This window comes from Burkholderia semiarida (genome assembly GCF_029268935.1).
Classification (GTDB): Bacteria; Pseudomonadota; Gammaproteobacteria; order Burkholderiales; family Burkholderiaceae; genus Burkholderia; species Burkholderia semiarida.
Genome location: NZ_JAHLCL010000008.1, coordinates 1,793,153 through 1,818,184, shown reverse-complemented (window position 1 = coordinate 1,818,184; position 25,032 = coordinate 1,793,153). Strand labels below are relative to the sequence as shown.

General features: G+C 68.8%; 21 protein-coding genes. 10 read left to right on the top strand and 11 right to left on the bottom strand.

Annotated elements, in window-relative coordinates:
• The first annotated feature begins 159 nt into the window (after window positions 1–159).
• Window positions 160–447, top strand: a complete 288-nt coding sequence (locus tag KPB06_RS31305; RefSeq protein ID WP_006486743.1) for a DUF1488 family protein — start codon at window positions 160–162, stop codon at window positions 445–447.
• Window positions 448–690: 243 nt separating this feature from the next.
• Here KPB06_RS31305 and KPB06_RS31300 read toward each other — a convergent pair whose 3' ends face one another.
• On the bottom strand, window positions 691–1,992 hold the full coding sequence (locus KPB06_RS31300) for an NCS2 family permease (RefSeq protein WP_059584507.1): 1,302 nt from the start codon (window positions 1,990–1,992) through the stop codon (window positions 691–693).
• Window positions 1,993–2,815: 823 nt separating this feature from the next.
• Between KPB06_RS31300 and KPB06_RS31295 the strand changes: the two genes are divergently transcribed.
• Window positions 2,816–3,094, top strand: coding sequence for a hypothetical protein (locus KPB06_RS31295; protein ID WP_006480752.1), 279 nt, complete (start codon window positions 2,816–2,818; stop codon window positions 3,092–3,094).
• A 160-nt stretch (window positions 3,095–3,254) separates the two neighbouring features.
• Here KPB06_RS31295 and KPB06_RS31290 read toward each other — a convergent pair whose 3' ends face one another.
• From KPB06_RS31290 to KPB06_RS31270, 5 genes are all read right to left on the bottom strand, one after another.
• Window positions 3,255–3,629: a DUF2917 domain-containing protein gene (locus KPB06_RS31290; RefSeq protein WP_059585091.1), complete on the bottom strand. Its 375-nt coding sequence runs from the start codon at window positions 3,627–3,629 to the stop codon at window positions 3,255–3,257.
• A 251-nt stretch (window positions 3,630–3,880) separates the two neighbouring features.
• Window positions 3,881–4,168, bottom strand: coding sequence for a hypothetical protein (locus tag KPB06_RS31285; RefSeq protein ID WP_059525440.1), 288 nt, complete (start codon window positions 4,166–4,168; stop codon window positions 3,881–3,883).
• A gap of 79 nt (window positions 4,169–4,247) precedes the next feature.
• The gene (locus tag KPB06_RS31280) at window positions 4,248–5,153 is read right to left on the bottom strand and encodes a metal-dependent hydrolase (RefSeq protein ID WP_059584510.1); all 906 of its coding nucleotides are present in this window, start codon (window positions 5,151–5,153) and stop codon (window positions 4,248–4,250) included.
• A gap of 29 nt (window positions 5,154–5,182) precedes the next feature.
• A complete protein-coding gene (locus KPB06_RS31275) occupies window positions 5,183–6,970 on the bottom strand; it encodes an SDR family oxidoreductase (RefSeq protein ID WP_059584512.1) in 1,788 nt (595 codons plus the stop codon).
• 49 nt (window positions 6,971–7,019) lie between these two features.
• Window positions 7,020–7,919 (bottom strand): M24 family metallopeptidase, encoded by a 900-nt coding sequence (locus KPB06_RS31270; protein ID WP_059585092.1) that lies wholly within the window; start codon window positions 7,917–7,919, stop codon window positions 7,020–7,022.
• Window positions 7,920–8,413: 494 nt separating this feature from the next.
• Here KPB06_RS31270 and KPB06_RS31265 point away from each other — a divergent pair, with 494 nt between their 5' ends.
• Window positions 8,414–9,691 carry an HAD family hydrolase gene (locus KPB06_RS31265; RefSeq protein ID WP_059584514.1) on the top strand — a complete coding sequence of 426 codons (1,278 nt, stop codon included), beginning with the start codon at window positions 8,414–8,416 and terminating at the stop codon, window positions 9,689–9,691.
• A gap of 87 nt (window positions 9,692–9,778) precedes the next feature.
• Here KPB06_RS31265 and KPB06_RS31260 read toward each other — a convergent pair whose 3' ends face one another.
• The 3 genes from KPB06_RS31260 to KPB06_RS31250 all read right to left on the bottom strand — a co-directional run bounded on the left by KPB06_RS31260 (window position 9,779) and on the right by KPB06_RS31250 (window position 13,255).
• Window positions 9,779–10,552, bottom strand: a complete 774-nt coding sequence (locus KPB06_RS31260; protein ID WP_059584516.1) for a slipin family protein — start codon at window positions 10,550–10,552, stop codon at window positions 9,779–9,781.
• Window positions 10,549–12,099 carry an NfeD family protein gene (locus KPB06_RS31255; protein ID WP_059585093.1) on the bottom strand — a complete coding sequence of 517 codons (1,551 nt, stop codon included), beginning with the start codon at window positions 12,097–12,099 and terminating at the stop codon, window positions 10,549–10,551. Before KPB06_RS31255 ends, KPB06_RS31260 begins: the two co-directional genes overlap by 4 nt.
• Before the next feature lie 121 nt (window positions 12,100–12,220).
• Complete coding sequence (locus KPB06_RS31250; RefSeq protein ID WP_059584518.1) at window positions 12,221–13,255, bottom strand: AraC family transcriptional regulator; 1,035 nt, start codon at window positions 13,253–13,255, stop codon at window positions 12,221–12,223.
• 137 nt (window positions 13,256–13,392) lie between these two features.
• On the opposite strand from KPB06_RS31250, the gene KPB06_RS31245 reads away from it, so the two are divergent.
• From KPB06_RS31245 to KPB06_RS31220, 6 genes are all read left to right on the top strand, one after another.
• On the top strand, window positions 13,393–14,526 hold the full coding sequence (locus KPB06_RS31245; protein ID WP_059584519.1) for an acyl-CoA dehydrogenase family protein: 1,134 nt from the start codon (window positions 13,393–13,395) through the stop codon (window positions 14,524–14,526).
• A 198-nt stretch (window positions 14,527–14,724) separates the two neighbouring features.
• Window positions 14,725–16,431: an AMP-binding protein gene (locus tag KPB06_RS31240; protein WP_059584521.1), complete on the top strand. Its 1,707-nt coding sequence runs from the start codon at window positions 14,725–14,727 to the stop codon at window positions 16,429–16,431.
• 112 nt (window positions 16,432–16,543) lie between these two features.
• Window positions 16,544–18,073: a CoA-acylating methylmalonate-semialdehyde dehydrogenase gene (locus KPB06_RS31235; protein ID WP_059584523.1), complete on the top strand. Its 1,530-nt coding sequence runs from the start codon at window positions 16,544–16,546 to the stop codon at window positions 18,071–18,073.
• Between the two features lie 18 nt (window positions 18,074–18,091).
• A complete protein-coding gene (gene mmsB, locus KPB06_RS31230) occupies window positions 18,092–18,991 on the top strand; it encodes a 3-hydroxyisobutyrate dehydrogenase (RefSeq protein WP_059584524.1) in 900 nt (299 codons plus the stop codon).
• A complete protein-coding gene (locus tag KPB06_RS31225) occupies window positions 18,991–19,782 on the top strand; it encodes an enoyl-CoA hydratase (protein WP_059584526.1) in 792 nt (263 codons plus the stop codon). Before mmsB ends, KPB06_RS31225 begins: the two co-directional genes overlap by 1 nt.
• The gene (locus tag KPB06_RS31220; protein WP_059584527.1) at window positions 19,779–20,918 is read left to right on the top strand and encodes an enoyl-CoA hydratase/isomerase family protein; all 1,140 of its coding nucleotides are present in this window, start codon (window positions 19,779–19,781) and stop codon (window positions 20,916–20,918) included. Before KPB06_RS31225 ends, KPB06_RS31220 begins: the two co-directional genes overlap by 4 nt.
• A gap of 52 nt (window positions 20,919–20,970) precedes the next feature.
• Here KPB06_RS31220 and KPB06_RS31215 read toward each other — a convergent pair whose 3' ends face one another.
• A complete protein-coding gene (locus KPB06_RS31215; protein ID WP_059584529.1) occupies window positions 20,971–21,891 on the bottom strand; it encodes a LysR family transcriptional regulator in 921 nt (306 codons plus the stop codon).
• A 177-nt stretch (window positions 21,892–22,068) separates the two neighbouring features.
• On the opposite strand from KPB06_RS31215, the gene KPB06_RS31210 reads away from it, so the two are divergent.
• On the top strand, window positions 22,069–23,607 hold the full coding sequence (locus tag KPB06_RS31210; protein ID WP_059584530.1) for an MFS transporter: 1,539 nt from the start codon (window positions 22,069–22,071) through the stop codon (window positions 23,605–23,607).
• A gap of 37 nt (window positions 23,608–23,644) precedes the next feature.
• On the opposite strand, the gene KPB06_RS31205 is transcribed toward KPB06_RS31210, so the two are convergent.
• Window positions 23,645–25,027: an efflux transporter outer membrane subunit gene (locus KPB06_RS31205; protein ID WP_059584532.1), complete on the bottom strand. Its 1,383-nt coding sequence runs from the start codon at window positions 25,025–25,027 to the stop codon at window positions 23,645–23,647.
• Window positions 25,028–25,032 lie beyond the last annotated feature (5 nt).

Here is a 25,032-nt window from a genome sequence, read left to right as displayed (position 1 = left end):
TCCCGCGCGAAACCGTCTAAAGTGGAATTCAACCGGCATGCATCGACCGCGCCACACTCCGCGGCCGGGGCCTCCGCCGGCGAGCCCGCGTGCATTTCGTCCGGCCGGTAGCGGACGACGGACGCGGTCATTCGTTTTCTACCGGTCGAGGCAGCGCCCATGCAGATCCATTTCACGAACGAGAAGCCCGAGTATTCGGGGCGTGACCTGATGCTGGGGTTCACGGCACTGGTCAATGGCGAGCGCGTCCAGTGCCAGATCACCGCCGAGGCGCTGGAAGACCACTTCGGCGCCGCATCGCCGCGCTTCGAGGACATGGTCGGCGCATTCGACCAGCATCGTGAGCGCATCGAGGCGGCCGCACGGCGCCTGCTGTCGGAGACACGTGCGCAATGCGTGACGCTGCGCAGCGGCTACGTGCGCTTCTACGAGGCCAACTGGCGCTGACGACACGACGTCCGTCCGGCGGCGCATGCGCTCGAGCGCGGCGCACGCGAGGACATTGCCTTCACGCAATGCCGTTCGGCGGGGCCGCGCGGCATTTTCGTATGCGGGCCGTGCGGGATTGCCCGAGCGTCGGCGCGCTCGTGCACGTCGATTCATGAGGATCGCAGAGCAATCGTGCGAAAACGAAAACGCCACCCGAAGGTGGCGTTTTCATCGTGCGTCGCGCCGGTGTGCGTTCCGCGCTTACTCGCTGCCGAGATAGAAGAAGCGGAACAGGAACACGGCCGCGATGATCCACACGATCGGCTTGACCGTGCGCGCCTGGCCCGTCAGCAGCTTGAGGCCGCCGTACGCGATGAAGCCGAACGCGACGCCGTTCGCGATCGAGTACGTGAACGGCATCAGCAGCGCGGTCAGCGCGGCCGGCACGGCTTCCGTCGCATCGTCCCACGGCACCTCGACCATCTCGCGCAGCATCAGGCACGACACGTAGAGCAGTGCCGGTGCGGTTGCGTAGCCCGGCACGACGCCGGCGAGCGGCGCGATGAACAGGCACGCGAGGAACAGCACCGCGACGGTGATGGCCGTCACGCCGGTGCGGCCGCCGGCCTGCACGCCCGATGCGCTTTCGATGTACGCGGTGGTCGACGACGTGCCGAGCACCGAGCCCGCGACGATCGCCGTGCTGTCGGCGAGCAGCGCCTTGTTCAGGCGGTTCATCTTGCCTTCGACGAGCAGGCCCGCGCGATTCGCGACGCCCATCAGCGTGCCCGTCGCGTCGAACAGCTCGACGAGGAAGAACACGAGGATCACGTTGATGATGCCGGTCGACAGCGCGGCGCCGATGTCGAGCTTGAACAGCGTCGCGTCGATCGACGGCGGCGCCGAGAACACGCCGTGGAACTGGTTGCCGGCGAAGAAGAACGACAGGATCGTCACGCCGATGATGCCGATCAGGATCGCGCCGCGCACGCGCAGATGGTCGAGCGTGACGATCGCGAAGAAGCCGACGATCGCGAGGATCGTCTCGTGCTTGTGCAGATCGCCGAGCGTGACGAGCGTGGCCGGGTTGCCGACGATCACGCCCGACGTCTTCAGCGAGATGATGCCGAGGAACAGGCCGATGCCGGCGGTAATGGAAATCCGCAGCGATTTCGGAATGCCGTTGACGATCGCCTCGCGCACGCGGAACAGCGTGACGAGCAGGAACAGGCAGCCGGAGATGAACACCGCGCCGAGAGCGGCCTGCCACGTGAAGCCCATTCCCTTGACGACCGTGTACGCGAAATATGCGTTCAGGCCCATGCCGGGCGCGCAGGCGATCGGGTAGTTCGCGTACAGCCCCATGATGATCGACGCCAGCGCCGCGACGAGGCAGGTCGCGACGAACACGGATTCCTTCGGCATGCCGGCGTCGCCGAGGATCGCGGGGTTGACGAAGATGATGTAGGCCATCGTCAGGAACGTGGTGACGCCCGCGAGTATTTCGGTGCGGAAATCGGTGCCGGCTTCAGCGAAGCCGAAATACCGCTTGATGGATTCCATGAAGGCGTTTCTCCGGTCGGGTTGTCGTGTTGATTGTTGTGCCGAATTGTTGTACAGGCAGCGCGGCCGGCTAACTGTAACCAGCCACTATTGTCCGGCTATCGGCGGATTGTAATAGCGTGGATAGCTCGGACGATATAGTTGGAGGGCACGATCGGTTGCCTGCGCGCAAACGGTCCGGCAGCCCGCCCGCGCGACGAAGGCGCGCATTTTACCGGTTCGTGCGGCACCGGCCGGCGGAAATGGCCGAAACGGCGGGAACGAAGGAAACGAGCGGAAGGGGCGCCCGGCAGGCGGGCGAAACCAGCCGATGCGTGCGCAACGGCATGCCGGCTGCGTCGCGCGCACCCGGTGCGCGACGACATGCGACTGAAACGGAGCGCCCGCATGCTGCACGAATGCGGTGCAGGCGGCGCGTTCGTGCGAACGCACGTGTGCCGCCGGTGCGGACACACGACCCGGCAACCGCGTGCGGCGGCCATTCGTCTGTCCAGGCGGCGGCAGGGACCGGATTATCGTGCGCCGAAGCCGTCCCGTCCGCAACTGTCATTTCGCGATGCGGGGGCGACTGTGGTTTCTGTGTAAAAGAATGCAAGACCCCATCGCGTAAACCGGCAAGTCTTTCTAGGATAGATACACCGCACATGCACACGCCGGCCGATCATTGCCGACGCGGGGAAGTCGCAGTCCGTGCAGGCCAGGCGGTGAATGGCGGTCAAGGCCGTTGCGCGTTTGGGCAGGCGCGGCCAGTCACGCACGGCCGGTCAGGCACGGCCGATTGCGATTGCCCGATGCGGGTTCGTCCGTAATCACGGAGGTCAGCATGTTGAACTGGATCAGCCGTTGGGCGATGCGACACGCCCCCACGCCGGAAAAAACCGCCGCGTCGATGCTCGTGACGGCGCGCATGGAACTGTTCGCAGCCGAACAGCGCGTCATCGATGCGAAATTACAGGCGGATTACTGGCGCACACGTGTGTCATTCCTCGAAGAGGTGCAGAAGCAGGGCATCGATCCGTGGGTGACCTCGCAGGCTGCGCAACGCCCCGACCTCGATTCCACTCCACGAAGCACGGGCCCGCGTCTCGCCGCCAGCACCTGATGCACCTGCAGCATCCTCTCGCTGCGCATGGCGCGCGATCGCTCGCGGCACGCATCGGCGTGCCGCGTTCTTCGATGCGCACCCGCGGCGCATTGCGCCGCGGGTGCGCCCGTTTCCGGTCGCGGCCGTTCCGCGTATCGTGCGTGTAACGGCGCGCCGCTCATCCGCTCCTTCTCCCTACCTTCACGAGCAAACGTTGCACTTGCGCGAGCGTGCGCCTGACGCGTTCGCCGTGCCGTACGTACGCGGTCGTGATCGATGCCTGCGCCGGTTGGTCGCCGTCGGTGCCGATCCACACGCGTTCGCCGCGTTGCACGCGCAGCACGTCGCCGGAGCGGATCCAGTAATCGTCGACGCTGCCGAGCCGCGTGATCCACAGCGTCGCATCATGCACGCGGATCTCGGCGTCGTGCTGCGCGCGCCACGTCAGCGTCTTGCGCGGCGCGACCGTGAAATGCAACTCGACTCTCGGCAACGAGATCGTATCGGTGCGGCACCGATCGGGGCAAACAACCAGCCGGCTTGCTTGGTCCATCGTCATCTCCATCGTTGAGCCGGGCGGGATGACGCGCAACAAAACAAAAAGGCCTCATCCGGTTCCGGCGAGGCCTCGTGACATGCATGACTGAAATCTCGATGCTAATGCACAAGCGCCCCCGGCGATCGCCACGTATGGGCGTTCACTCGTTTTTGATGCGCGATGGCGATGGGCTTGAGCATAGGCATGCGAACGAGTGTGTCGTGGCCGCAGGGCCCTGTCAACGGAAATTTCGAGATACGTGGCAATTACGCGTCGCGTTGCGCGAGGCCGTTCACGAGCAGCTCGGACAGCAGGCCCGTCATCCCTTCCGGGTGCGTGGCCGCGCGTGCCTTCAGTTGTTCGACCAGCTCCGCGTTGAGCTTGCACGCGAACGGCACGAGGCCCTGTTCCTGGTCGAGCTTGCGCTGCGCGCGGCGGTCCAGCTTGGCCGCTTCTTCGGCGCCCTTGCCGAAACGCGCGGAGCTCGACTGTTTCATCGCGTGCGTCAGCTTGAGCGCCTTGTTCTTTTCGAGATCGGTTTTCTTCATGGCCATCGCGGCACCTCCGGGAAATTGAAGCCGCGATTGTACGCATTTCGGCGGGCGCCGCCCGCCGAACCGGCCGGCAACCCGGTCACGCGCCTTTCGTCGTGCCCCAGTTGCCGCCGTGCGCGGCCGCCTGGGCGGCCGGCGAGCGGGCGAGGTAGGCGAGCGCCTGCTCGGTCGAACCTTCGTGGTGCGGCGTATAGCCTGGCTTGAAATAGCGCAGCGCCGCGCCGATCACCTTCCAGAACGACGGCAGGTGCCCGCGCCGCGAACCCCGCCACCACGCGAGCACGAAGCCCGGGTAGCGGCCGGCGTCCGGATCGCGCCGGTACATGAACTTCGCGCCGGTCGTGATGTAGTGGAGCAGCAGCAGGATCACCAACGCCATGTGCACGCAGCGCTCCGGATAGGTGCCGCCCAAGTGCCGGTAGATGTCGAACGCGACGGTGCGGTGCTCGACTTCCTCGGCGCCATGCCAGCGCAGCAGGTCGACCATCGTCGGGTCCGCATGGCCTTCGTCGAGGCCGTGCGCGTTGAGCACCCAGTTGCCGAGATAGCCGAAGAAATGCTCGAGCGAAGCGATCACGGCCAGTTGCTGCCGCAGCCAGAAGCGCGTATGGCCGATCTTCAGCCCGAGCGGCCGTTCGCCGAGCACGCGTGTGAACAACCGGTTGAGCTTTTGCGTGAACGGCTTCGTGTCGATGCCGTGACGGTCGTAGTAGTGCTTCAGCACGCCGCCGTGCGAGCGCGAGTGCACGGCTTCCTGGCGCAGGAAGCCTTCGGCTTCGTCGCGCAGTCGCGCATCGGCGATCAACGGCAGCGCCTTGTTGTAGACGCGGCAGAACCACAGCTCGCCCTCCGGGAACAGCAGGTTCAGCGTGTTGATGATGTGCGTGCTGCCCGGATCGTTCGGCACCCAGGTGACCGGCGTGTCGCTGAAGTCGAACTTCACGTGTCGGGCCCTGATCTTGTGGTAGTCGGCGGTATCGTTCATGTCGTCTCCCTGTGCGGCGTCGTGCGCCGTCAATGCGATGCCATGCTGACGCGGGCGATCATCCGGCCCAGCCACGGCATGAAGCGGCCGACGAAGCGCATCGCGTGCGCTTCGCCGCCGACCGCGACGACGGGGCGGTTGCGCAGCACGCCGTCGATCATCGCCTGCGCGACGGTTTCGGGTTTCAGGCCGCGCATCTGGTATAGCCTGGTCGCGCGCTTGCGCAGCCGCGCTTCGTCCTGGGCGCTCGCACCCGCGTAGTGCGTCGACGCCATGATTCCCGTTTCCGCGAACCCGGGGCACACGGCCGTCACGCCGATGCCTTTCCCGGCGAGTTCCGCGCGCATGCATTCGCTGAGCATCAGCACCGCGGCCTTCGTCGTCGCATACGCGGGCAGGTCGCGCGACGGCCCGAACGCGGCGGCCGACGCGGTGTTGACGATGTGCCCGCCGGCGCCGCGCGCGGCCATCTGCTGCGCGAACAGCCGCGAGCCGTGGATCACGCCCCACAGGTTCACGTGCAGGATGCGCTCCCAGTGCCGCGTGCTCGTGTCGAGGATGCCGCCGGCCATCCCGATGCCCGCGTTGTTGATCACGACGTCCGCGCCGCCGAGTTCGCTGCCGACCCAGGTCGCGAGCGCTTCCATTTCGTCGGCGGACCCGACGTCGACGCGTTTCGCATGCGCGTGCGCGCCGGTCAGCCCGACGAGCAGCGCGGTGCGCTCGGCGCTCGCGAGATCGATGTCGCATGCGACGACCGTCGCGCCTTCGCGTGCGAAGGCCAGCGCCGCGCAGCGGCCGATGCCGCTGCCCGCGCCGGTGACGACCGCGACCTTGCCGCTGAAGCGCCCGCTGGTCGCGCGGCGGCGCGCGTTCGCGAGCGCGGGCGGTTCGTCGCCGGATTCGACCGAATCGATCAATTGACCGGCGAGATCCGCGAAGCGCGCGGGATCGGCGAGCGGCAGCCAGTGGCCGGCCGCGACTTCGCGGCGGTAGTACCGCGGCACCCAGCGCGACAGGTTCTCGGACAGCGCGGGGCTCACGTACTTGTCGCCGAGCGGCACGATCGTCTGCACCGGCGCATGCGCATAGCGTTCGCGCGGCGCGAACAGGCAGCGGATGAAGTTCGCACGGTAGAGGCGCACGCCGCGCGCGCCGTCGTCGGCCTGCGTCGGGCGCGGCGTGGCGGGCGTTTTCTCGATCCGGCGCAGCAGGCCCGGCCACGCGCGGCCGAGCCACAGCCGCCAGCCGAGTTCGGGGAGGAGCGGCAGGTGGAACAGGTAGACGTACCACGAGCGCACGAGCTGGCCGCCGAGCCTGGCCAGCGACGCGGGCGTCGGGTGCAGCACGCGTTCGCGCAGCCAGAAGCCGACGTGGTCGAGGCACGGGCCCGAGCACGACGTATATGACGCGATGCGGCCGGCCAGGCGCGGATCGGTGACGAATTCCCAGCCCTGGATCGCCCCCCAGTCGTGCGCGACGAGGTGCACCGCGCGGCCGGGGCAGAGCGCGTCGATCACCGCGACGAAATCGTCGGTCAGCTTCGCGAGATGGTAGTCGGCCGTGCGCGTCGGCACGCCGGACAGGCCCGCGCCGCGCACGTCGTACGCGATCACGTAGTGTTTGCGCGCAAGCAGCGGCGCGACGTGCCGCCAGACGCTGCTGTCGTCGGGATAGCCGTGCACCAGCACGACCGGCGAGCGGGCCGGGTCGCCCCAGGTGCGCACCGCGAGCGTCAGGTCGCCGGAGGCGACCGCCGTTTCGCTGTGAACCGATTCGAACAGGGCCAGCGGCGCTTCGTCGGAAAGAGGCTGCATCGTGAGTCCGTCGTTCAGGGAGTCGGGAGGAGGGCGCGTGACGTGCGTGTCAAGCGGCGGCCGGCACGTTCGCCGCCGCCTGCGCGCGCTCGGCCTGGCGGCGCTGCCAGCGGCGCACGTGCGGCAGGTCGTCGTCGAGCCAGTACGCGTCGTCGTCGGTGATCACGAGCAGTTCCTCGAATTTCGCGCCGACGCCCGCGAAGCCGAGATGCGGCTCGACGGCCCACAGGCCCGGCACCGGCGCATGCTCGGAGCGGCGGTCGATCGACCACAGCGGTGACCAGCCCTGCTGCTTCGCCGCGCGGCCCTGGTCGAGCAGCAGGTTGCGCGTCGCGTTCAGCCCGAAGCGCGCGACGAAGCGCGGCTTCGACAGCTTGTGGATCTTCGCGACACGATGCGCGAGCACCTTGAACGGATAGGCCTTGTGGCGCGGGTCGACGCCCTGGCGGCGGCACAGCGCGTCGACTTCCTGCGCGACCTCCGCCATCGACCGGCGCGCCTTCACGAGCCGCACGATCATGTCGCGGTGGTCCATCAGGTCGTCCTGCAACTGCTCGAGGATCGGGTTGCGGCCGACGCAGTGCGCATAGCCGACATCGGCGACGATGCCGTCGAGCACGGGCGCGACGTCGAGGATCACCGGCATGTCGGTTTCGAGCTGACGGTTGCTCGGGAAGAACGCGAGATTGAAGCCGCCCATGTGCTTGAGGCCCGAGAAGCCGTCGAATGCGGTGCGGTCGCCGAACCACGCGAACGGCTTGTGCAGCCAGTCGTGCACGCCGTGATCCTGCAGCCATTCGGTCAGCAGGCGCGCGGCTTCCTTCTCGGTGATGCCGGGGTAGAGCATCGCGCCGACGGTCTCGACGCAGCGGTAGGCCAGTTGCTGGACCGCGCGGAATTGCGGCAGCTCGTCGAGGTGGACTTCCGGCAGCGGATGGTGGGCGGTCATGATGCGTCTCCATGTGTCGGCCCGCGTTTGCGTGTCGGCGCGATGCGGGTCCTTGTGCAAGGCTGGGCGCTGATCCGGAACGCTTCCGCCGGTGATTCGGAGGCGGATTATTCAGTCAGCATTTAATGTGCCATTGTGTGATGTAACGATAATAGCCGATTCGACGTCGCGCGCCAGCGCCCGGAGATGAGGGCTTCTCCTAATGAAGGGTCGAAATGGAGGGGTTGCTCTAGGTTTCCGGCGGTGGGGGCCGGATGTCCATCGCTGCGCACGCGTCTCGAGCGGCGGGGGCCGGCCGGGGAGCGCCGCACGGGCCCGGGATGTCGCGCCGGATCAACTCTCCGTCGTGTCGTGGCGCGACGCTGTCAAATTGCCGAAATAATTTCGTCACATCATGCGCCCGGATTCGAAGCCTTTGCGGCTTCGCGGGGCCGGTGTGTCGCGCGTCGCGCGGGGCGACCGAAGCCGATTCGACATTTCCACGGAGAGAGACCATGCAGCGCCGCCGGTTCATGAACACCCTTGCCGCGGCGACCGCCGCGACGCCGCTGATGCTCAAGGCCGGCACGTCCGGCGCGAAGAGCGTAGCCGCGCCGGACGCGCTGGACCCGGGCCGCTGGTCGCCGTTCAACGCCGCGCGCCTGCAGGCGGTGCTCGACCGGCATGGTGTCGCGAGCGCGCACTACGACGGAAAGCGCCGCCCGTATGCGGTGTTCGACTGGGACAACACGTGCATCATGAACGACTGTGAAGAGGCGTTGCTGATGTACCAGATCAACCATCTGCAGTACAAGCTGACGCCGGATGAATTCGTCGGCGTGATGTGGAAGGACGTGCCGAAGGGCGCGTTCATGAAGGACTACACGACGCTCGACGGCAAGCCGGTGACGATGGAGGACCTCGCCGCCGACGTCGAGTCCGATTACCGCTGGCTCCATGCGAACTACAAGGGCCTCGGCGGCGACAAGAGCCTCGACGAGATCCGCGAGACCGACCAGTTCAAGGATTTTCGCGCGAAGCTGTACTTCATGTACGACGCGATCTGCGACACGCATCCGCTCGAAGTCGGCTACAAGTGGATCATCTACTTCTACAAGAACATGACGACCGCCGAGCTGCAGGCGATGGCGGAAGCGTCGAACAACTACGGTATCGGCGACGCGCTGCGCAAGGTCCGCTACGAAAGCCCGAAGACGCTGCCGGGCAAGGCCGGCGTGGTCGCGGACACGCATTTCCACGGCATCCGCATTCACGAGGAAATCCGCGCGGTGATGCATACGCTGCGCGCGAACGGCATCGACGTGTACGTGAGCACCGCGTCGCTCGACGACGTCGTGCGCGTATTTGCCGGCAATCCGAACTACGGCTACGGCGTGCCGCCCGAGAACGTGATCGGCCTGCGTCTCGACATGCAGGACGGCAAGTACACGAGCACCTATCCGGCCGGCTGGCATTTCAACTGGGGGCCCGGCAAGACGGTGGGCATTCGCAACGTCCTCGCGTCGAAGAAGGGCTACGGCCCGCTGCTGGTGTTCGGCGACAGCGACGGCGACGCGTGGATGCTGCGCGATTTCAAGGACACCGCGGCCGGCGTGATCGTCAACCGGATGAAGAAGGGCGAGATCGGCGCGGACAGCAAGCTCGCGGCCGAACAGATCGGCAACCCGGACGCACGCTTCCTGCTGCAGGGCCGCGACGAGCACACGGGCCTGATGATTCCGGACGAGAAGTCGATCAAGTACGGCAAGGCCGAGCGCAAGCTGCTGGCCTGACGCGGGCGGGGCGCCGGGGGGCGGGGCGTCGGCCCCCGCGCCCATCGGCACCGGCCGCGGCGTCATGTGGCCCGGCACGCGCGCGTCTCAACGCTCGCGCGCGGGGCCCAACCGATCCAGCAACGCCCCCAGCAGATCGACCGGCAACGGAAACACGATCGTGGAGTTCTTGTCCGCCGCGATCGTCGTCAGCGTCTGCAGGTAGCGCAACTGCATCGCCTGCGGCTGCAGCGCAAGCCGCTGCGCGGCCTGCAGCAGCTTTTCCGACGCCTGCAATTCGCCTTCCGCGTGAATCACCTTCGCGCGCCGCTCGCGCTCGGCTTCGGCCTGCCGCGCGATCGCGCGGATCATCGTCTCGTTCAGGTCGACGTGCTTGATCTCGACCGTCGACACCTTGATCCCCCACGCATCCGTCTGCGCATCGAGCGTCTTCTGGATGTCCGCGTTCAGTTGCTCGCGCTCGGCGAGCAGCGCGTCGAGTTCGTGCTTGCCGAGTACCGCGCGCAGCGTCGTCTGCGCGAGCTGGCTCGTCGCCTCGAAGAAGCGCGCGACCTGGATCACGGCCTTCTCAGGATCGACGACGCGGAAATACACGACCGCATTGACCTTCACCGACACGTTGTCGCGCGTGATCACGTCCTGCGCGGGCACGTCGAACACGACGGTGCGCAGGTCGATCCGCACGACCTGCTGGACGATCGGGATGATCAGCACGAGCCCCGGCCCCTTCACTTTCCAGAACCGGCCGAGCATGAACACGACCCCGCGTTCGTACTCGCGAAAGATGCGGATCGACGATGCGACGAGCACCACGACGAAGACGATGAGGACGCTGCTGAAGCCGAACGTGTAACCGATCATGAAGGTTCTCCCTGGGGATGGACCGGCGCGGGCACGTCGTAGAGCGGCGCGACCGTCAGCGTCAGCCCGTGGCGGCCGGTCACGCGCACGCGGCAGCCGGCGGCCAGCGGCGTGCTGCTCGCCACGCGCCAGCGCTCGCCGTGCACGCGCGCCCAGCCGGCGGCCGACGGCACGGCGCCGGCCGCGCCTGGCGGCTGGTCCGGCTGCAGGCCGTCGTCGAGCACTTCGCCGATGCTGCCGAGCAGCGCCTCGGCACCCGTCACGACCGGGCGGCGCCGCGCGCGCAGCGCGACGCCCGACACACCCGCGACGAGCAGCCCGCCGCCGAGCGCGAGGCTCGCGATCACGGGCCATGGAATCCCGTAGCCGGGCACGTCGGTGTCGATCAGCATCAGCGCGCCGATCGTGAACGCGATGATTCCGCCGAACCCGAGCACGCCGAAGGTCGGCAGGAACGCCTCCGCGACGAGGCAGCCGAGCCCGAGCAGCACGAGGCCGAGGCCCGCATAGCTGACCGGCAGCAACTGCATCGCGAACAGTCCGACCAGCAGGCAGATCGTGCCGGCGACGCCCGGCAGCACGAAACCGGGGTTCGCGAATTCGAAGAAGAGGCCGTAGATGCCGATCGTCAGCAGGATCAGCGCGACGTTCGGATCGGCGATGATCGCGAGGAAGCGGCTGCGCCAGTCGGGCGCGAGCGCGACGAGCGGCGCGTGCGCGGTCGCCAGACGCAGCGTGCCGGCGGTGGTCGTCACCGCGCGGCCGTCGAGCTGGCGCGCGAGATCGGCCGCGTCCTGCGCGATCAGGTCGACGACGTGCTGCGCGCGCGCCTCATTCGCCGACAGGCTCACGGCCTCGCGCACCGCGCGCTCGGCCCATTCGGCATTGCGTCCGCGCAACTGCGCGAGGCCGCGGATGTACGCGGAAGCGTCCTGCATCGCCTTGCGGATCTCGGTCGATTGCGTATCGGTCGGCAGCGCGGCCGGCGTGGCGGACGCACCCGATGCACCGGGCGCACCGGTGGGATGTGGCGCGGCGGGGTTCGCGCCCGGCGGCGCGGCGCCGCCGATGCCCAACTGCACGGGCGACGCCGCGCCGAGATTGGTGCCGGGCGCCATCGCCGCGAAGTGGCTCGCATAGACGATGTAGGTGCCCGCGCTCGCCGCGCGCGCGCCGCCCGGCGCGACGAATGCGGCGACCGGCACCGGCGAGCCGAGGATGGCCTTGATGATCTGCCGCATCGACGTATCGAGGCCGCCGGGCGTGTCGAGCTGGAGGATCGCGAGCGGCGCGTGCTCGCGAGCGGCGCGCGCGAGCGAACGCACGATGAAATCGGCGCTGGCCGGGCCGATCGCGCCGTTGACGGGAATCACGACGACCGGATGCGCGGCGGGCGCGTCGGCCGATGGCGGCGCGGCGACCGCGGCACACACGACGAGCAGCGCCGCGAACAGCGCGGCGCGCGCGACCCGCGCGGACAGCGGGTGACGGAGGCGGCCGTCGGCCGCGGCAGGCGCCGGCGGCGGCCCATGACGGTGAAAGCGCATCGGGACGTCCGGGCGGCGCACGGCCGCGTGCCGTCCGGCTCGCGAAAAGGGCGTGGGCCCGATGCTTGAAGATTAGGCGGTTTCGGCCGAAAGCGCGAAGTTGCGGCCGCACCGGCCGGCGTCAGCTTGCGCCGCCGCCGCGCGCGAGCACTTCGTCGCGATAGTCGGCCGGGCTGCGCCCGCTCCATTTGCGAAACGCGCGGTAGAACGCGCTCGGCTCCGCGAACCCGGTCGCGGCCGCGACGTCCGCGATCGTGCGGGCGGGGTCGGCCAGCGCCTCGAACGCGAGATCGCGCCGCAGCGTGTCCTTGATCGACTGGTACGCGTGACCTTCCTGATGCAGCTTGCGGCGCAGCGTGGCCTCGGCCACGTGCAGCCGCGCGGCCATCCCGCCCGCGCCCGGCCATGCGGCCGGCGGCATTCCGCGCAGCACCGCGCGCACGCGCTGCGCGAGCGCGTTCGGGTTACGGTACTTGACGATGAAACTGGCCGGCGCGTTGCGCAGAAACGTTTTCAGCGTCTTCGCGTTCTGCACGACCGGCAGCGTCGCGAATTCGGGATCGAAATCGACATACGAATCGGGCTCGTTGAAACGCATGTCGTCGCAGAACATCGACGGGTATTCGTGGTCGGCGGGCGGCGTGTCGCAGCGGAAGCTCGCATGCAGCAGCGGAATGCGCCGGCCGATCAGCCAGCAGGTGAGCCCGTACACGATGATGAAATAGGTCGCGTACGTGAACATCGCGGGTGTCGCGCCGTTGTTGCGGTGCACGAAGCGCAGCCGCACGCGCTGCGGGTTCGCGTCGAGCTCCGCGTGCAGGTCGTCGAGCACGCAGTGCATGAAGTTCACCGCGCGCGCCATCGCGTGCAGCCCGTCACGCGCGGATAGCGCCGCCTGGCTCATCGCGATGAAGCTGCCGCTGCGCATCGGGTGGCTGTCCTGCCCGAAGAACTCGTCGTCGAGCGTGCGGGCGATCGCGTTCCACAGCGCGCCGTATTGCTGCGCGGACACGCGTGCGCGCGGCTGACCGAGCAGCGCCGGGGCGATGCCGGCCTGCGCGAGCAGCGGCTCGGCCGCGACGCCGCGCCGTGTGGCCAGCGCGACGCTGTACGCGACGAGGCTGATCGCGACGGTTCCCTTGTCTTCCTGCTTCATCGGTGTCGCCGGTATGGCAAAAACGCTCAGTGTAAATGAGCGGCGCGAGCATCGAACAGTCGCGCGTGCTTGCCTACACTTGTTGCATCGAAACGCAAGGACGGTCGCGCCCGGCGGCCGCGGGAGACAGCAGCACCATGGACGAGCTTTACACCGAAGACCAGCGGATGATCCGCGACGCCGCGCGCGCGTTCGCCACCGAGAGGCTGGCGCCGAACGCGGCGCAGTGGGACCACGACGCGCACCTGCCCGACGCGATCGTCGCGCAGCTCGGCGAGCTCGGGCTGCTCGGGATGATCGTGCCGCAGGAACTGGGCGGCTCGTATACGGACTACGTCGCCTATGCGCTGGCGATGGAGGAAGTCGCGGCCGGCGACGCCGCGTGCGCGACGATGATGAGCGTGCACAACTCGGTCGGCTGCGGGCCGATCCTCGGCTTCGGCACGCCCGCGCAGAAGGATCGCTGGCTGGCCGACATGGCGGCCGGCCGCGTGATCGGCGCATTCTGCCTGACCGAGCCGCAGGCGGGCTCCGAGGCGAACAACCTGCGCACGCGGGCCGAATTGCGTGACGGCAAATGGGTGCTGAACGGCGCGAAGCAGTTCGTCACCAACGGCCAGCGCGCGGGCGTGGCGATCGTTTTTGCCATGACCGATCCGGAAGCGGGCAAGCGCGGCATTTCCGCGTTCCTGGTGCCGACCGACACGCCGGGCTTCATCGTCGGCAAGCCCGAGAAGAAGATGGGCATCCGCGCGTCGGATACGTGCCCGATCACGTTCGAGAACTGCGCGATTCCCGAAGAGAACCTGCTCGGCAATCGCGGCGAAGGGCTGAAGATCGCGTTGTCGAACCTCGAAGGCGGCCGCATCGGCATCGCCGCGCAGGCGCTCGGCATCGCGCGCGCCGCGTTCGACAAGGCGCGCCGCTATGCGGGCGAGCGCGTGCAGTTCGGCAAGCCGATCGCCGAGCACCAGGCGATCCAGCAGAAGCTCGCCGACATGGCCGTGCAGATCAACGCCGCGCGCCTGCTCGTGCATCACGCGGCGAAGCTGCGCACGGCCGGGCTGCCGTGCCTGTCCGAAGCGTCGCAGGCGAAGCTGTTCGCGTCCGAGATGGCCGAGCGCGTGTGCTCGGATGCGATCCAGATCCACGGCGGCTACGGTTATCTCGCCGATTACGAAGTCGAGCGCCACTATCGCGACGCGCGCATCACGCAGATTTACGAAGGCACCAGCGAAGTGCAGCGGATGGTGATCGCGCGGCAGCTGTGAGTCGCGGCGCGCGCCCATCCGGCATCACGCAGTCGAACAAACGGTCGAACGAGCAGGCATACAACGCAGGCACGAGGGCAGCGCGGCAAACGCGGCACGCAGCGACGTGACCGTGCGCCGGGCGACACGGAACCGGGCAGGTGCTGCAGCACCTGCGCCGGTTGACCGCTGGGCATGGAGACTGGACGGAGACGACACATGACGGTACAGGCATTCCTCGACGCACGCGACTTTCTGCTGCGCCATCGCACCGACTACGACACCGCGTATCGCGATTTCGCATGGCCGGTGCTCGACGCGTTCAACTGGGCGCTCGACTATTTCGACCCGATGGCGCGCGGCAACGACCAGCCCGCGCTGTGGATCGTCGATGCGGCAACCGGCACGGGCGACCCGTATTCGTTCGCGCAGATGTCCGAGCGTTCGTCGCGGATCGCGAACTGGCTGCGCTCGATCGGCGTCGGGCGCGGCGACCGCATTCTGCTGATGCTGCCGAACCGTGTCGAGCTGTGGGACGCGATGCTCGCGGCGATGAAGCTCGGCGCGATCGTGCTGCCCGCCACCACGCAACTGTCGCCCGACGACGTGCGCGACCGCGTGCAGATCGGCGGCGCGACCTACGCGATCGTCGACGAGAACGAAACCGCGAAGTTCGAGCAGGCCGGCCTCGGCCTCGAGCAGAAGATCGTCGCCGGCGCGCCGCGCGAAGGCTGGCTCGCGATGAACGACGGCTATGCGGCGAGCGCCGCGTTCGAGCCGGACGCCGTCACGCACGCGAACGATCCGATGCTGCTGTACTTCACGTCGGGTACGACGTCGAAGCCGAAGCTCGTCGAGCATACGCACCGCACCTATCCGGTCGGGCACCTGTCGACGATGTACTGGGTCGGCCTGCAGCCCGGCGACATCCACTGGAACATCAGCTCGCCGGGCTGGGCGAAGCACGCGTGGAGCTGCTTTTTCGCGCCGTGGAATGCGCAGGCGTGCGTGTTCGTATTCAACTACGCGCGCTTCGAGCCGAAGGCCGTGCTCGATGCGCTCGTCAAATACCGCGTGACCACGCTGTGCGCGCCGCCGACCGTGTGGCGCATGCTCGTGCAGCAGCCGCTCGCGTCGTTCGACGTGAAGCTGCGCGAGATCGTCGGCGCGGGCGAGCCGCTGAATCCCGAGATCATCGAGCGCGTGAAGAACGCGTGGGGCATCACGATTCGCGACGGCTACGGCCAGACCGAGACGACCTGCCTGATCGGCAACTCGCCGGGCCAGCCGGTCGTCGCGGGCTCGATGGGCCGGCCGCTGCCCGGCTACCGGATCGCGTTGCTCGACCCGGACGGCGCGCCGGTGACCGAAGGCGAGGTCGCGCTGCCGATCGGCGATGGCGTCGCGCGCCCGGTCGGGCTGATGAAGGGCTACGCGAACAATCCCGACGCGACGGCCCATGCGATGCGCGACGGCCACTACCGCACGTCGGACATCGCGATGCGTCGCGACGACGGCTACTACGTGTACATCGGCCGCGCGGACGACGTGTTCAAGTCGTCCGACTACCGGCTGAGCCCGTTCGAGCTGGAGAGCGTGCTGATCGAGCACCCGGCGATCGCGGAAGCGGCCGTCGTGCCGAGCCCGGACCCGGTGCGGCTGTCGGTGCCGAAGACGTTCGTCACGCTGCGCGAGGGCTATGAAGAAAGCCCGGCGCTCGCGCTGGAGATCTTTCGCTTCTCGCGCGAGAAGCTCGCGCCGTACAAGCGCATTCGCCGCCTGCAGTTCGCGGAGCTGCCGAAGACGATCTCGGGGAAGATCCGCCGCGTCGAGCTGCGCCGCCGCGAGATCGAGCGCGGCGACGACGCGAGCGCGCGCATGCCCGGCGAATACTGGGAAGAAGATTTCGCCGCCGAACTGAAATGACCGGCCGCGGGCCGTGCGCGCCGCATGCCGCGGCGGCCGCCCGCAGCCGAATTGAAACGGTCGCGCGGCGGCATGCCGTTACGTCGCGGCCCACTGCAAGGAGATTGCACTGATGAACGCGAATCCGACGCCCCGTACGGGGCAAGACGTGCCGACGGTCAAGCTGCTGATCGACGGCGCCTTCGTCGAGTCCGCCACGAGCGAGTGGCGCGACATCGTCAACCCGGCGACGCAACAGGTGCTCGCGCGCGTGCCGTTCGCGACCGTCGCGGAAGTCGACGCGGCCGTGCAGTCCGCGCACGCCGCGTTTGCGACGTGGAAGAGCACGCCGATTTCCGCGCGCATGCGCATCATGCTGAAGTTCCAGGATCTGGTGCGCGCGAACCAGCAGCGCATCGCCAGGACGCTGACGGCCGAGCAGGGCAAGACGATTCCCGACGCCGAAGGCGACATCTTCCGCGGCCTCGAAGTGGTCGAGCACGCGTGCTCGATCGGCACGCTGCAGCTCGGCGAATTCGCGGAGAACGTCGCGGGCGGCGTCGACACCTACACGCTGCGCCAGCCGCTCGGCGTGTGCGCGGGCATCACGCCGTTCAATTTCCCCGCGATGATTCCGCTGTGGATGTTCCCGATGGCGATCGTGTGCGGCAACACGTTCGTGCTGAAGCCGTCGGAGCAGGACCCGATGTCGACGATGGAGCTCGTCGAGCTCGCGCTCCAAGCCGGCATACCGAAAGGCGTGCTGAACGTCGTGCACGGCGGCAAGGACGTCGTCGACGCGATCTGCACGCATCCACTCGTGAAGGCGATCTCGTTCGTCGGTTCGACCACGGTCGGCACGCACGTGTACAACCTCGGCAGCGCGCAGGGCAAGCGCGTGCAGTCGATGATGGGCGCGAAGAACCACGCGGTCGTGCTGCCCGACGCGAACCGCGAACAGGCGATCAACGCGCTCGTCGGCGCGGGTTTCGGCGCGGCCGGCCAGCGCTGCATGGCGACGTCCGTCGCGGTGCTGGTGGGCAAGGCGCGCGAATGGCTGCCGGACATCGTCGCGAAGGCGAAGACGCTGAAGGTCAACGCGGGATCGGAAGCGGGCACCGACGTCGGGCCGGTCGTGTCGCGCGGCGCGAAGGCGCGCATCCTGTCGCTGATCGACATGGGCATCAAGGAAGGCGCGAAGCTCGAACTCGACGGCCGCGACGTGAAGGTGCCCGGTTTCGAGGAAGGCAACTTCATCGGGCCGACGATCTTCTCCGGCGTGACGACCGACATGACGATCTACACGCATGAAATCTTCGGGCCGGTGCTGGTCGTGATGGAAGTCGACACGCTCGACGAGGCGATCGCGCTCGTCAACGCGAATCCGATGGGCAACGGCGTGGGCATCTTCACGCAGAGCGGCGCGGCCGCGCGCCGGTTCCAGAGCGAGATCGACGTCGGCCAGGTCGGCATCAACATTCCGATCCCGGTGCCGGTGCCGTTCTTCAGCTTCACCGGTTCGCGCGGCTCGAAGCTCGGCGATCTCGGCCCGTACGGCAAGCAGGTCGTGCAGTTCTATACGCAGACCAAGACGGTCACCGCGCGCTGGTTCGACGACGATACGACGGCCGGCCCGGTGAACACGACGATCCGGCTGCATTGAGCGGCGGAGGACACCACCATGAAAATCGGATTTATCGGCCTCGGCCACATGGGCGCGCCGATGGCGCTGAACCTGCTGAAAGCCGGCCACGAAGTGCACGCGTTCGACCTGAGCGCCGACGCATTGCGCGCACTGCAGGACGCCGGCGCGCAGGTGGCCGCGTCGCCGCGCGATGCGGCGTCGGGCGCGACGTTCGTGATCACGATGCTGCCGGCCGCGCCGCACGTGCGCTCGGTGCTCACCGGCGAGAACGGCGCGCTGGCCGGCCTCGGCGCGGGCGCGACGGTGATCGATTCGAGCACGATCGACCCGGCGAGCGCGCAGGCGTTCGGCGCGCTGGTGCGCGAGCACGGCGGCGCGTTCGTCGACGCGCCGGTGTCGGGCGGCACCGGCGGCGCGGCGGCAGGCACGTTGACCTTCATGGTCGGCGGCAGCGACGCGGATTTCGAGCGCGTGAAACCGGTGCTCGCCGGGATGGGCAAGAACATCGTCCACTGCGGCGCGACGGGCATGGGGCAGGTCGCGAAGGTCTGCAACAACCTCGTGCTCGGCATCTCGATGGCGGCGGTGTCGGAGGCGATGTCGCTCGGCGTCGCGCTCGGCATCGACCCGAAGGTGCTGGCCGGCATCGTCAACACGTCGACGGGCCGCTGCTGGAGCTCGGACACGTACAACCCGTATCCGGGCGTGATCGAGACCGCGCCGTCGTCGCGCGGCTACTCGGGCGGCTTCGGCACCGACCTGATGCTGAAGGATCTCGGCCTCGCGAACGACGCGGCGAAGCAGGCGCGCCAGCCCGTCTATCTCGGTGCGCTCGCGCAGCAGCTGTATCAGACGATGAGCAGCCGCGGCGACGGCCAGCTCGATTTCTCGGCGGTGATCCGCCTGTACCAACCGGCCACGAAGAAGGACGCGTGATGATCGAACTCGACTACGTCGACGACGGCGCGATCGCGTGCGCGACGCTCAAGCGTCCGCCCGCGAACGCCTTTACCGCCGACGGGCTGCGGCAACTGCAGCAAACCGTCGCCGAACTGAATGCGGACCCGCGCGTGCGCGCGCTGGTGATCACCGGCGACGGCCCGAAGTTCTTCAGCGCGGGCGCCGACCTCAACACGTTCGCCGACGGCGATCGCGCGGTCGCGCGTGCGATGGCGTCGCGCTTCGGCGCGGCGTTCGAGGCGCTGCACGACGCACGCGTCGTGACGATCGCGGCGATCAACGGCTATGCAATGGGCGGCGGCCTCGAATGCGCGCTCGCGTGCGACCTGCGGATCGCGGAGACGCATGCGCAGATGGCGCTGCCCGAGCCTTCGGTCGGGCTGCTGCCGTGCGGGCTCGGCACGCAGACGCTGCCCTGGCTCGTCGGCGAGGGCTGGGCGAAGAAGATCATCCTGACCGGTGCGCGCGTCGATGCGGCCACCGCACTGCGGATCGGCCTCGTCGAGGACGTGGTCGAAAGCGGCGCCGCGCGCGAGGCGGCACTCGTGCTGGCTCGCAACGTCGCGCGGCAAAGCCCGCATGCCGTGGCCTACAGCAAGGAACTGATCGGCCTCGCGCGCCGCGGCGTGCCGCGGGGCGCGGCGCTCGCGGTCGAGCGCGAACGCTTCGTCGATCTGTTCGACACGGCCGATCCGCGCGAAGGCGTGGCGGCGTTCCTGGGCAAGCGCGCGCCGCAGTGGCGCACCGATGGAGAGCCGCAACGATGAGCACGCCGGTGACGAATCACGATGCATTCGCGGAGCATGCGCCCGAGGTGCTGTTTCGCGTGGTGAACCGCGTGGCGCTGATCACGCTGAACCGGCCGGCCGCGCTCAATGCGCTGTCGTACGCGATGATCGGCGAGCTCGCCGCACTGTTCGAGCGTTGCCGCCGCGACGACCGGATCGTCGCGGTCGTGCTGCGCGGCGCGGGCGAGAAGGGCTTCTGCGCGGGCGGCGACGTGCGCGCGTTGTACAAGATGGTCGCGCAGCGCGAAACCTGGCTGCCGTTCTTCGTCGACGAATACCGGCTCGACTACGCGATCCACACGTTCCCGAAGCCGGTCGTCGCGCTGATGGACGGCATCACGATGGGCGGCGGCATGGGGCTCGCGCAGGGCGCGGCGCTGCGCGTCGCGACCGAGCGCAGCAAGATCGCGATGCCGGAAACGCGCATCGGCCTCGTACCCGACGTGGGCGCGACGCATTTCCTGTCGCGCATGCCGGCCGAACTCGAACTGTACGTGGGGCTGACCGGCGCGATGCTGTCGGGCGCCGACGCGCTCGCCGCGAAGCTCGCGGACCTCTGCGTGCCGTCCGCGTGGCTCGACACGTTCGAGACGCGCATCGAAAGCGTCAAGTGGGACGGCGATGTGCTGCCGCTGCTGCGCAAGGTGTTCGAGCCGCCGTGCAACGTCGTGCCGCATGCGGCGCTCGACAGCCAGATGCCGTGGATCGTCCGCCACTTCGACAAGCGCTCGACCGTCGAGCGGATCGTCGCGACGCTCACGCAGGATCTGGCGCGCGACGAACTCGCGCGCGAGCACCGCCAATGGCTGCAGGCGACACTCGACGCGCTCGCGAGCCATTCGCCGACGATGCTCGCGGTGACGCGCGAGGCGCTGCTGCGCGGCCGGCAGATGACGCTCGCGGAATCGTTCCGGATGGAGCTCGGCATCGTCGCGCGTGCGATCGAGGAAGGCGATTTCTGCGAAGGCGTGCGCGCGCATCTCGTCGACAAGGATCGCAAGCCGCGCTGGGCGCCCGCGTCGCTCGTCGAGCTGCGCGCCGAACGCGTGCGGCATTTCCTGACGTCGCCGTGGAAGCTGTTCGCGCATCCGCTCGCCGATCTCGGCGCGGCGTGATCCTTGCGTGATGGCCCGGCGCGCCCGTGCGGCGCGTCGGTTTCCATTCATCTCATCGCGGTTCGTCCGCGCGCTCGATCATCGGCGGAATCGCCTGCGCGAGCGCGTCGATCACGCAGCGCGTCTTGCGCGGCAGGTAGCGCGTCTTCGGCCAGATCGCGTGAATGTCGCCTTCGCAGACGAAGCAGCGATCGAGCACGACCACCATCTCCCCGCGCTTCACGTATTGATCGAGCAGCCAGCTCGGCACCCACGCGATCCCGAACCCGGCCGCGCCGGCCGCGGCGATCGCCTGCACGTCGTCGAAACTCAGTTGATGCGGCATGTCGACCCGCACTGTCGAGCCGTCCGGCGCGCGCAAATCCCACGGCTGCACCACGCCCGAACGCGAATACGCGATCGTGCGGTGGTGCTTCAGATCGTCGAGCGTCTTCGGCACCCCATGGCGCGCGAGATACGACGGCGCCGCGCCGAGGCTGCCGTACTGTGTGCCGAGCCGCCGTACCGCGAGGCTCGTGCTGTCCGCGAGCGTGCCGATCCGCACCGCGAGGTCGATCCCTTCCTCGACGAGATCGACGAATCGGTCGGTGATCGACACGTCGATGCGCAGGTGCGGATAGCTGCGCGCGAGATCGAGCACGATCGGCGTCACGCAGTGGTGCCCGAATGCGAGCGGCACGCTCAGCCGCAGCTTGCCGCGTGCCTCGTGGCGGCCGCAGTCGAGATCGGCTTCCGCCGCTTCCAGTTCCGCGAGCGCGCGCACGCAGCGGTCGTAGTACGCCTGGCCGTCGTCGGTCAGGCTCTGGCTGCGCGTCGTGCGCTGCAGCAGCCGCGCGCCGAGCCGCTTCTCGAGCCGCGCGATCGCCTTGCCGACCGCCGAGCGCGTCATGTCGAGCCGCTCCGCGGCCAGCGCGAAGCTGCCTGATTCCACCACCTGGACGAAGGTCGTTACGCCGTCGAGTCTGTCGGTCATCGCGTTGCGTCGATTGGGTCCGTAAATTCCCCAGTGCGTGGAAATGCGTGCGTCAATGGGGAGGCGAATTCTCACTATAGTACCGATTCCCGCCCAGCGTGCGTCGCCGGCCGCGCGCGGCGAATCCTACTGACCTGGAGGCGCGCGGCCCGTTGCCGGGCCGCCGCGCAAATACGCATGACGCTATCCGACTCCCGCAGGAATGCGGTCGCGCTCGCGGCCGTCTGTCTCACGTCGCTGATGTTCGGCCTCGAGATCTCGAGCGTGCCGGTGATCCTGCCGACGCTCGAACACGTGCTGCATGGCGAATTCAACGGCATGCAGTGGATCATGAACGCGTACACGATCGCCTGTACGACGGTGCTGATGGCGGCCGGCACGCTCGCGGACCGGTTCGGCCGCAAACGCGTGTACGTGATCGGCACCGTGCTGTTCGGCGCGACGTCGCTGCTGTGCGGGCTCGCGCCGAACGTGCCGGTGCTCGTCGCGGGCCGGCTACTGCAGGGCGCGAGCGGCGGCGCGATGCTGATCTGCCAGATCGCCGTGCTGTCGCACCAGTTCCGCGAAGGGCGCGAGCGCGGCCGCGCATTCGGGATCTGGGGGATCGTGTTCGGCATCGGGCTCGGTTTCGGGCCGATCGTCGGCGGCGCGATCGTCGCGCTCGCGAGCTGGCCGTGGGTGTTTCTCGTCCATGCGCCGCTCGCGGCCGTCGCGCTCGTGCTGATCGGCGGCGCGGTGCGGGAATCGCGCGATCCGCATGCGGGCACGCTCGACGTCGCGGGCATCGTCACGCTGTCGCTCGCGGTGCTCGGCCTTGCCTTCTACATCACCCAGAGCGCCGAACTCGGGCTCGCGAGCGCGGCCGGCCTCGGCGTGCTCGGCGCGACCGTGCTCGCGCTGATCGGTTTCTTCATCGCGGAGCGCGCCAGCGCGCGGCCGATGTTCGACTTTTCGGTGTTCCGGATCCGCGCGTTCACCGGCGCGATCTTCGGCTCGATGGGGATGAATTTCAGCTTCTGGCCGTTCATGATCTACCTGCCGATCTGGTTCCAGATCGCGCTCGGCTACGACAGCGTGACGGCCGGCCTCGCGTTGCTCGCGTACACGTTGCCGACGCTGATCGCGCCGCCGTTCGGCGAACGGCTTGCGCTGCGCTACGGGCCCGGCGTCGTGATTCCGGGCGGCCTGTTCACGATCGCGGCCGGCTTCGTGCTGATGCGGCTCGGCAGCGCGGCCGTTCACGCAAGCTGGCTGACGATGCTGCCGGGCTGCATGATCGCCGGCATCGGGCTCGGGCTGACCAACACGCCCGTCACCAACACGACGACGGGCGCGGTGCCGAGTGCGCGCGCCGGCATGGCGTCGGGCATCGACATGAGCGCGCGGATGATCTCGCTCGCGCTGAACATCGCGACGATGGGCTTCGTGCTGGTGGCGGGGATCGTCGCGAGCCTGAAGGGCGGGCCGGCCGGCGCGATCGGCGACGCGGCGCTGCGCCGGCTCGCGCAGGAAATCGCAGCGGGCCGCACCGACGGGCTGCAGGCGATCGCGCCGGCGCTCGCACAGGCCGATCCGAGCGGCGCGGCGCTGCATGCGGCGCTCGTGCACGGCTTCGGCTGGGTGATGCTGTACGGCGCGGCGGGCGTGGCCGTGCTCGCGACCGCGAGCGCGGTGGCGTTCGCGCCGGTGCGGCGCGGGGCGGCCGTGTGCGAATGACGCGGGCGGCGCGCGACGTATGACGCGTGACGGCCGGTCAGGAGGTTCCGCCGCCGAGCGCGCGGTAGAGCTTCATCTGGTTGTTGAGCCGGTTCAGGCGCGTCAGTTCGTCGGCGCTCTGCGCGCTCCTCAGCACCTGCTGCTGGTCGAGCCACGGCTGCACGGCGGTCGCGCCGGCCGCGAAGCGCGCGGCGGCCAGCCGTTCGGCGCGCTGCGCCTGGGCCAGCGACAGCGCGCGCTGTTCGGCTTCGCGTTCGAGCTGCACGCGTGCCGACAGCGCGTTCTCGACTTCCGCGAGCGCCGTGTAGAGCCGCTGGCGGAACCCGACCACCGCTTCCTCGTACTGCGACTTCGACACCCGGATCTGCAGCTGCATCGTGTTCCACTGGATGAACGGCAGCGCGAGGCCGAGCCCGAGCGTGCCGACCGGATTCGTCAGCACGCGCTCGAGGCTCGTGCTCGTCGTGCCGGCGTTGCCGGTCAGCGTGAAGGTCGGGTAGAAGCTCGTACGCGTCGCATCGACCTGCGCGAGCGACTCGCGCAGCCGGAATTCCGCCGCACGCAGGTCGGGGCGCCGGCCGAGCAGGCTCGCGGGCAGGCCGGCCGCGACCTCGGGCGGCGCCGCGTCGGGTAGCGCCGACGGTTCGGCCACGCGCTGCTGCGGCGGCCGGTCGAACAGGATCGCGAGCGCGTGGCGGTTCTCGGTGCGCTGCTGGATCAATTGCGTCTGCGCCGCGCGTTGCGCGGCGAGGCTTTGTTCGGCCTGCGCGAGGTCGAGCCCCGACACGGCGCCGGCCGCGTGCCGCGACCGGACGAGCGCGAGCGTGCGCTGCGCATACGCGATGTTCGCGTCGCCGAGCGCGATCTGCCGGTTCAGATAGCCGATCTGCCAGTACAGCGCCGCGGTCGTGCCGATCAGCGACAGCCGCGCGGCTTCCAGATCGGCGGCCGTCGCGTCGGCTTCCCAGCGCGCGGCATCGCGCAGCGCGGCGAGCCGGCCCCACAGGTCGATTTCGTAGCTGAGCGAACCGTTGAGGCCGCTCGAGCGGCTCATCCGGTGCGTATCGAGCGTGCGCGACACGGCGCCGTTCGCGCCGAGCGTCACGCTGGGCGTCAGGTTCGTATCGACGAGCCCGGCCTGCAACTGCGCGCGATACACGCGGATCGCCGCGATCGCGAGGTCGTTGTTGGCGCGCAGCGCGTCGTCGATCAACGCATCGAGTTGCGGATCGCCGAAGCTGCGCCACCAGTCGCGCGTGGCGGCCGGCGCGTCGGCCGCGACCGGCGCGGCCCAGTTCGCGGGCATCGCGACGGCCGGCGGCGGTGCGTGGCGCGCACCCGCGCAGCCGGCGAGCAGCGCGGCCGCGCACGCGAATGCGCCGAGACGGTGAAGCGGGGAGGCGTGCGTGATGATGGCCATGTTTC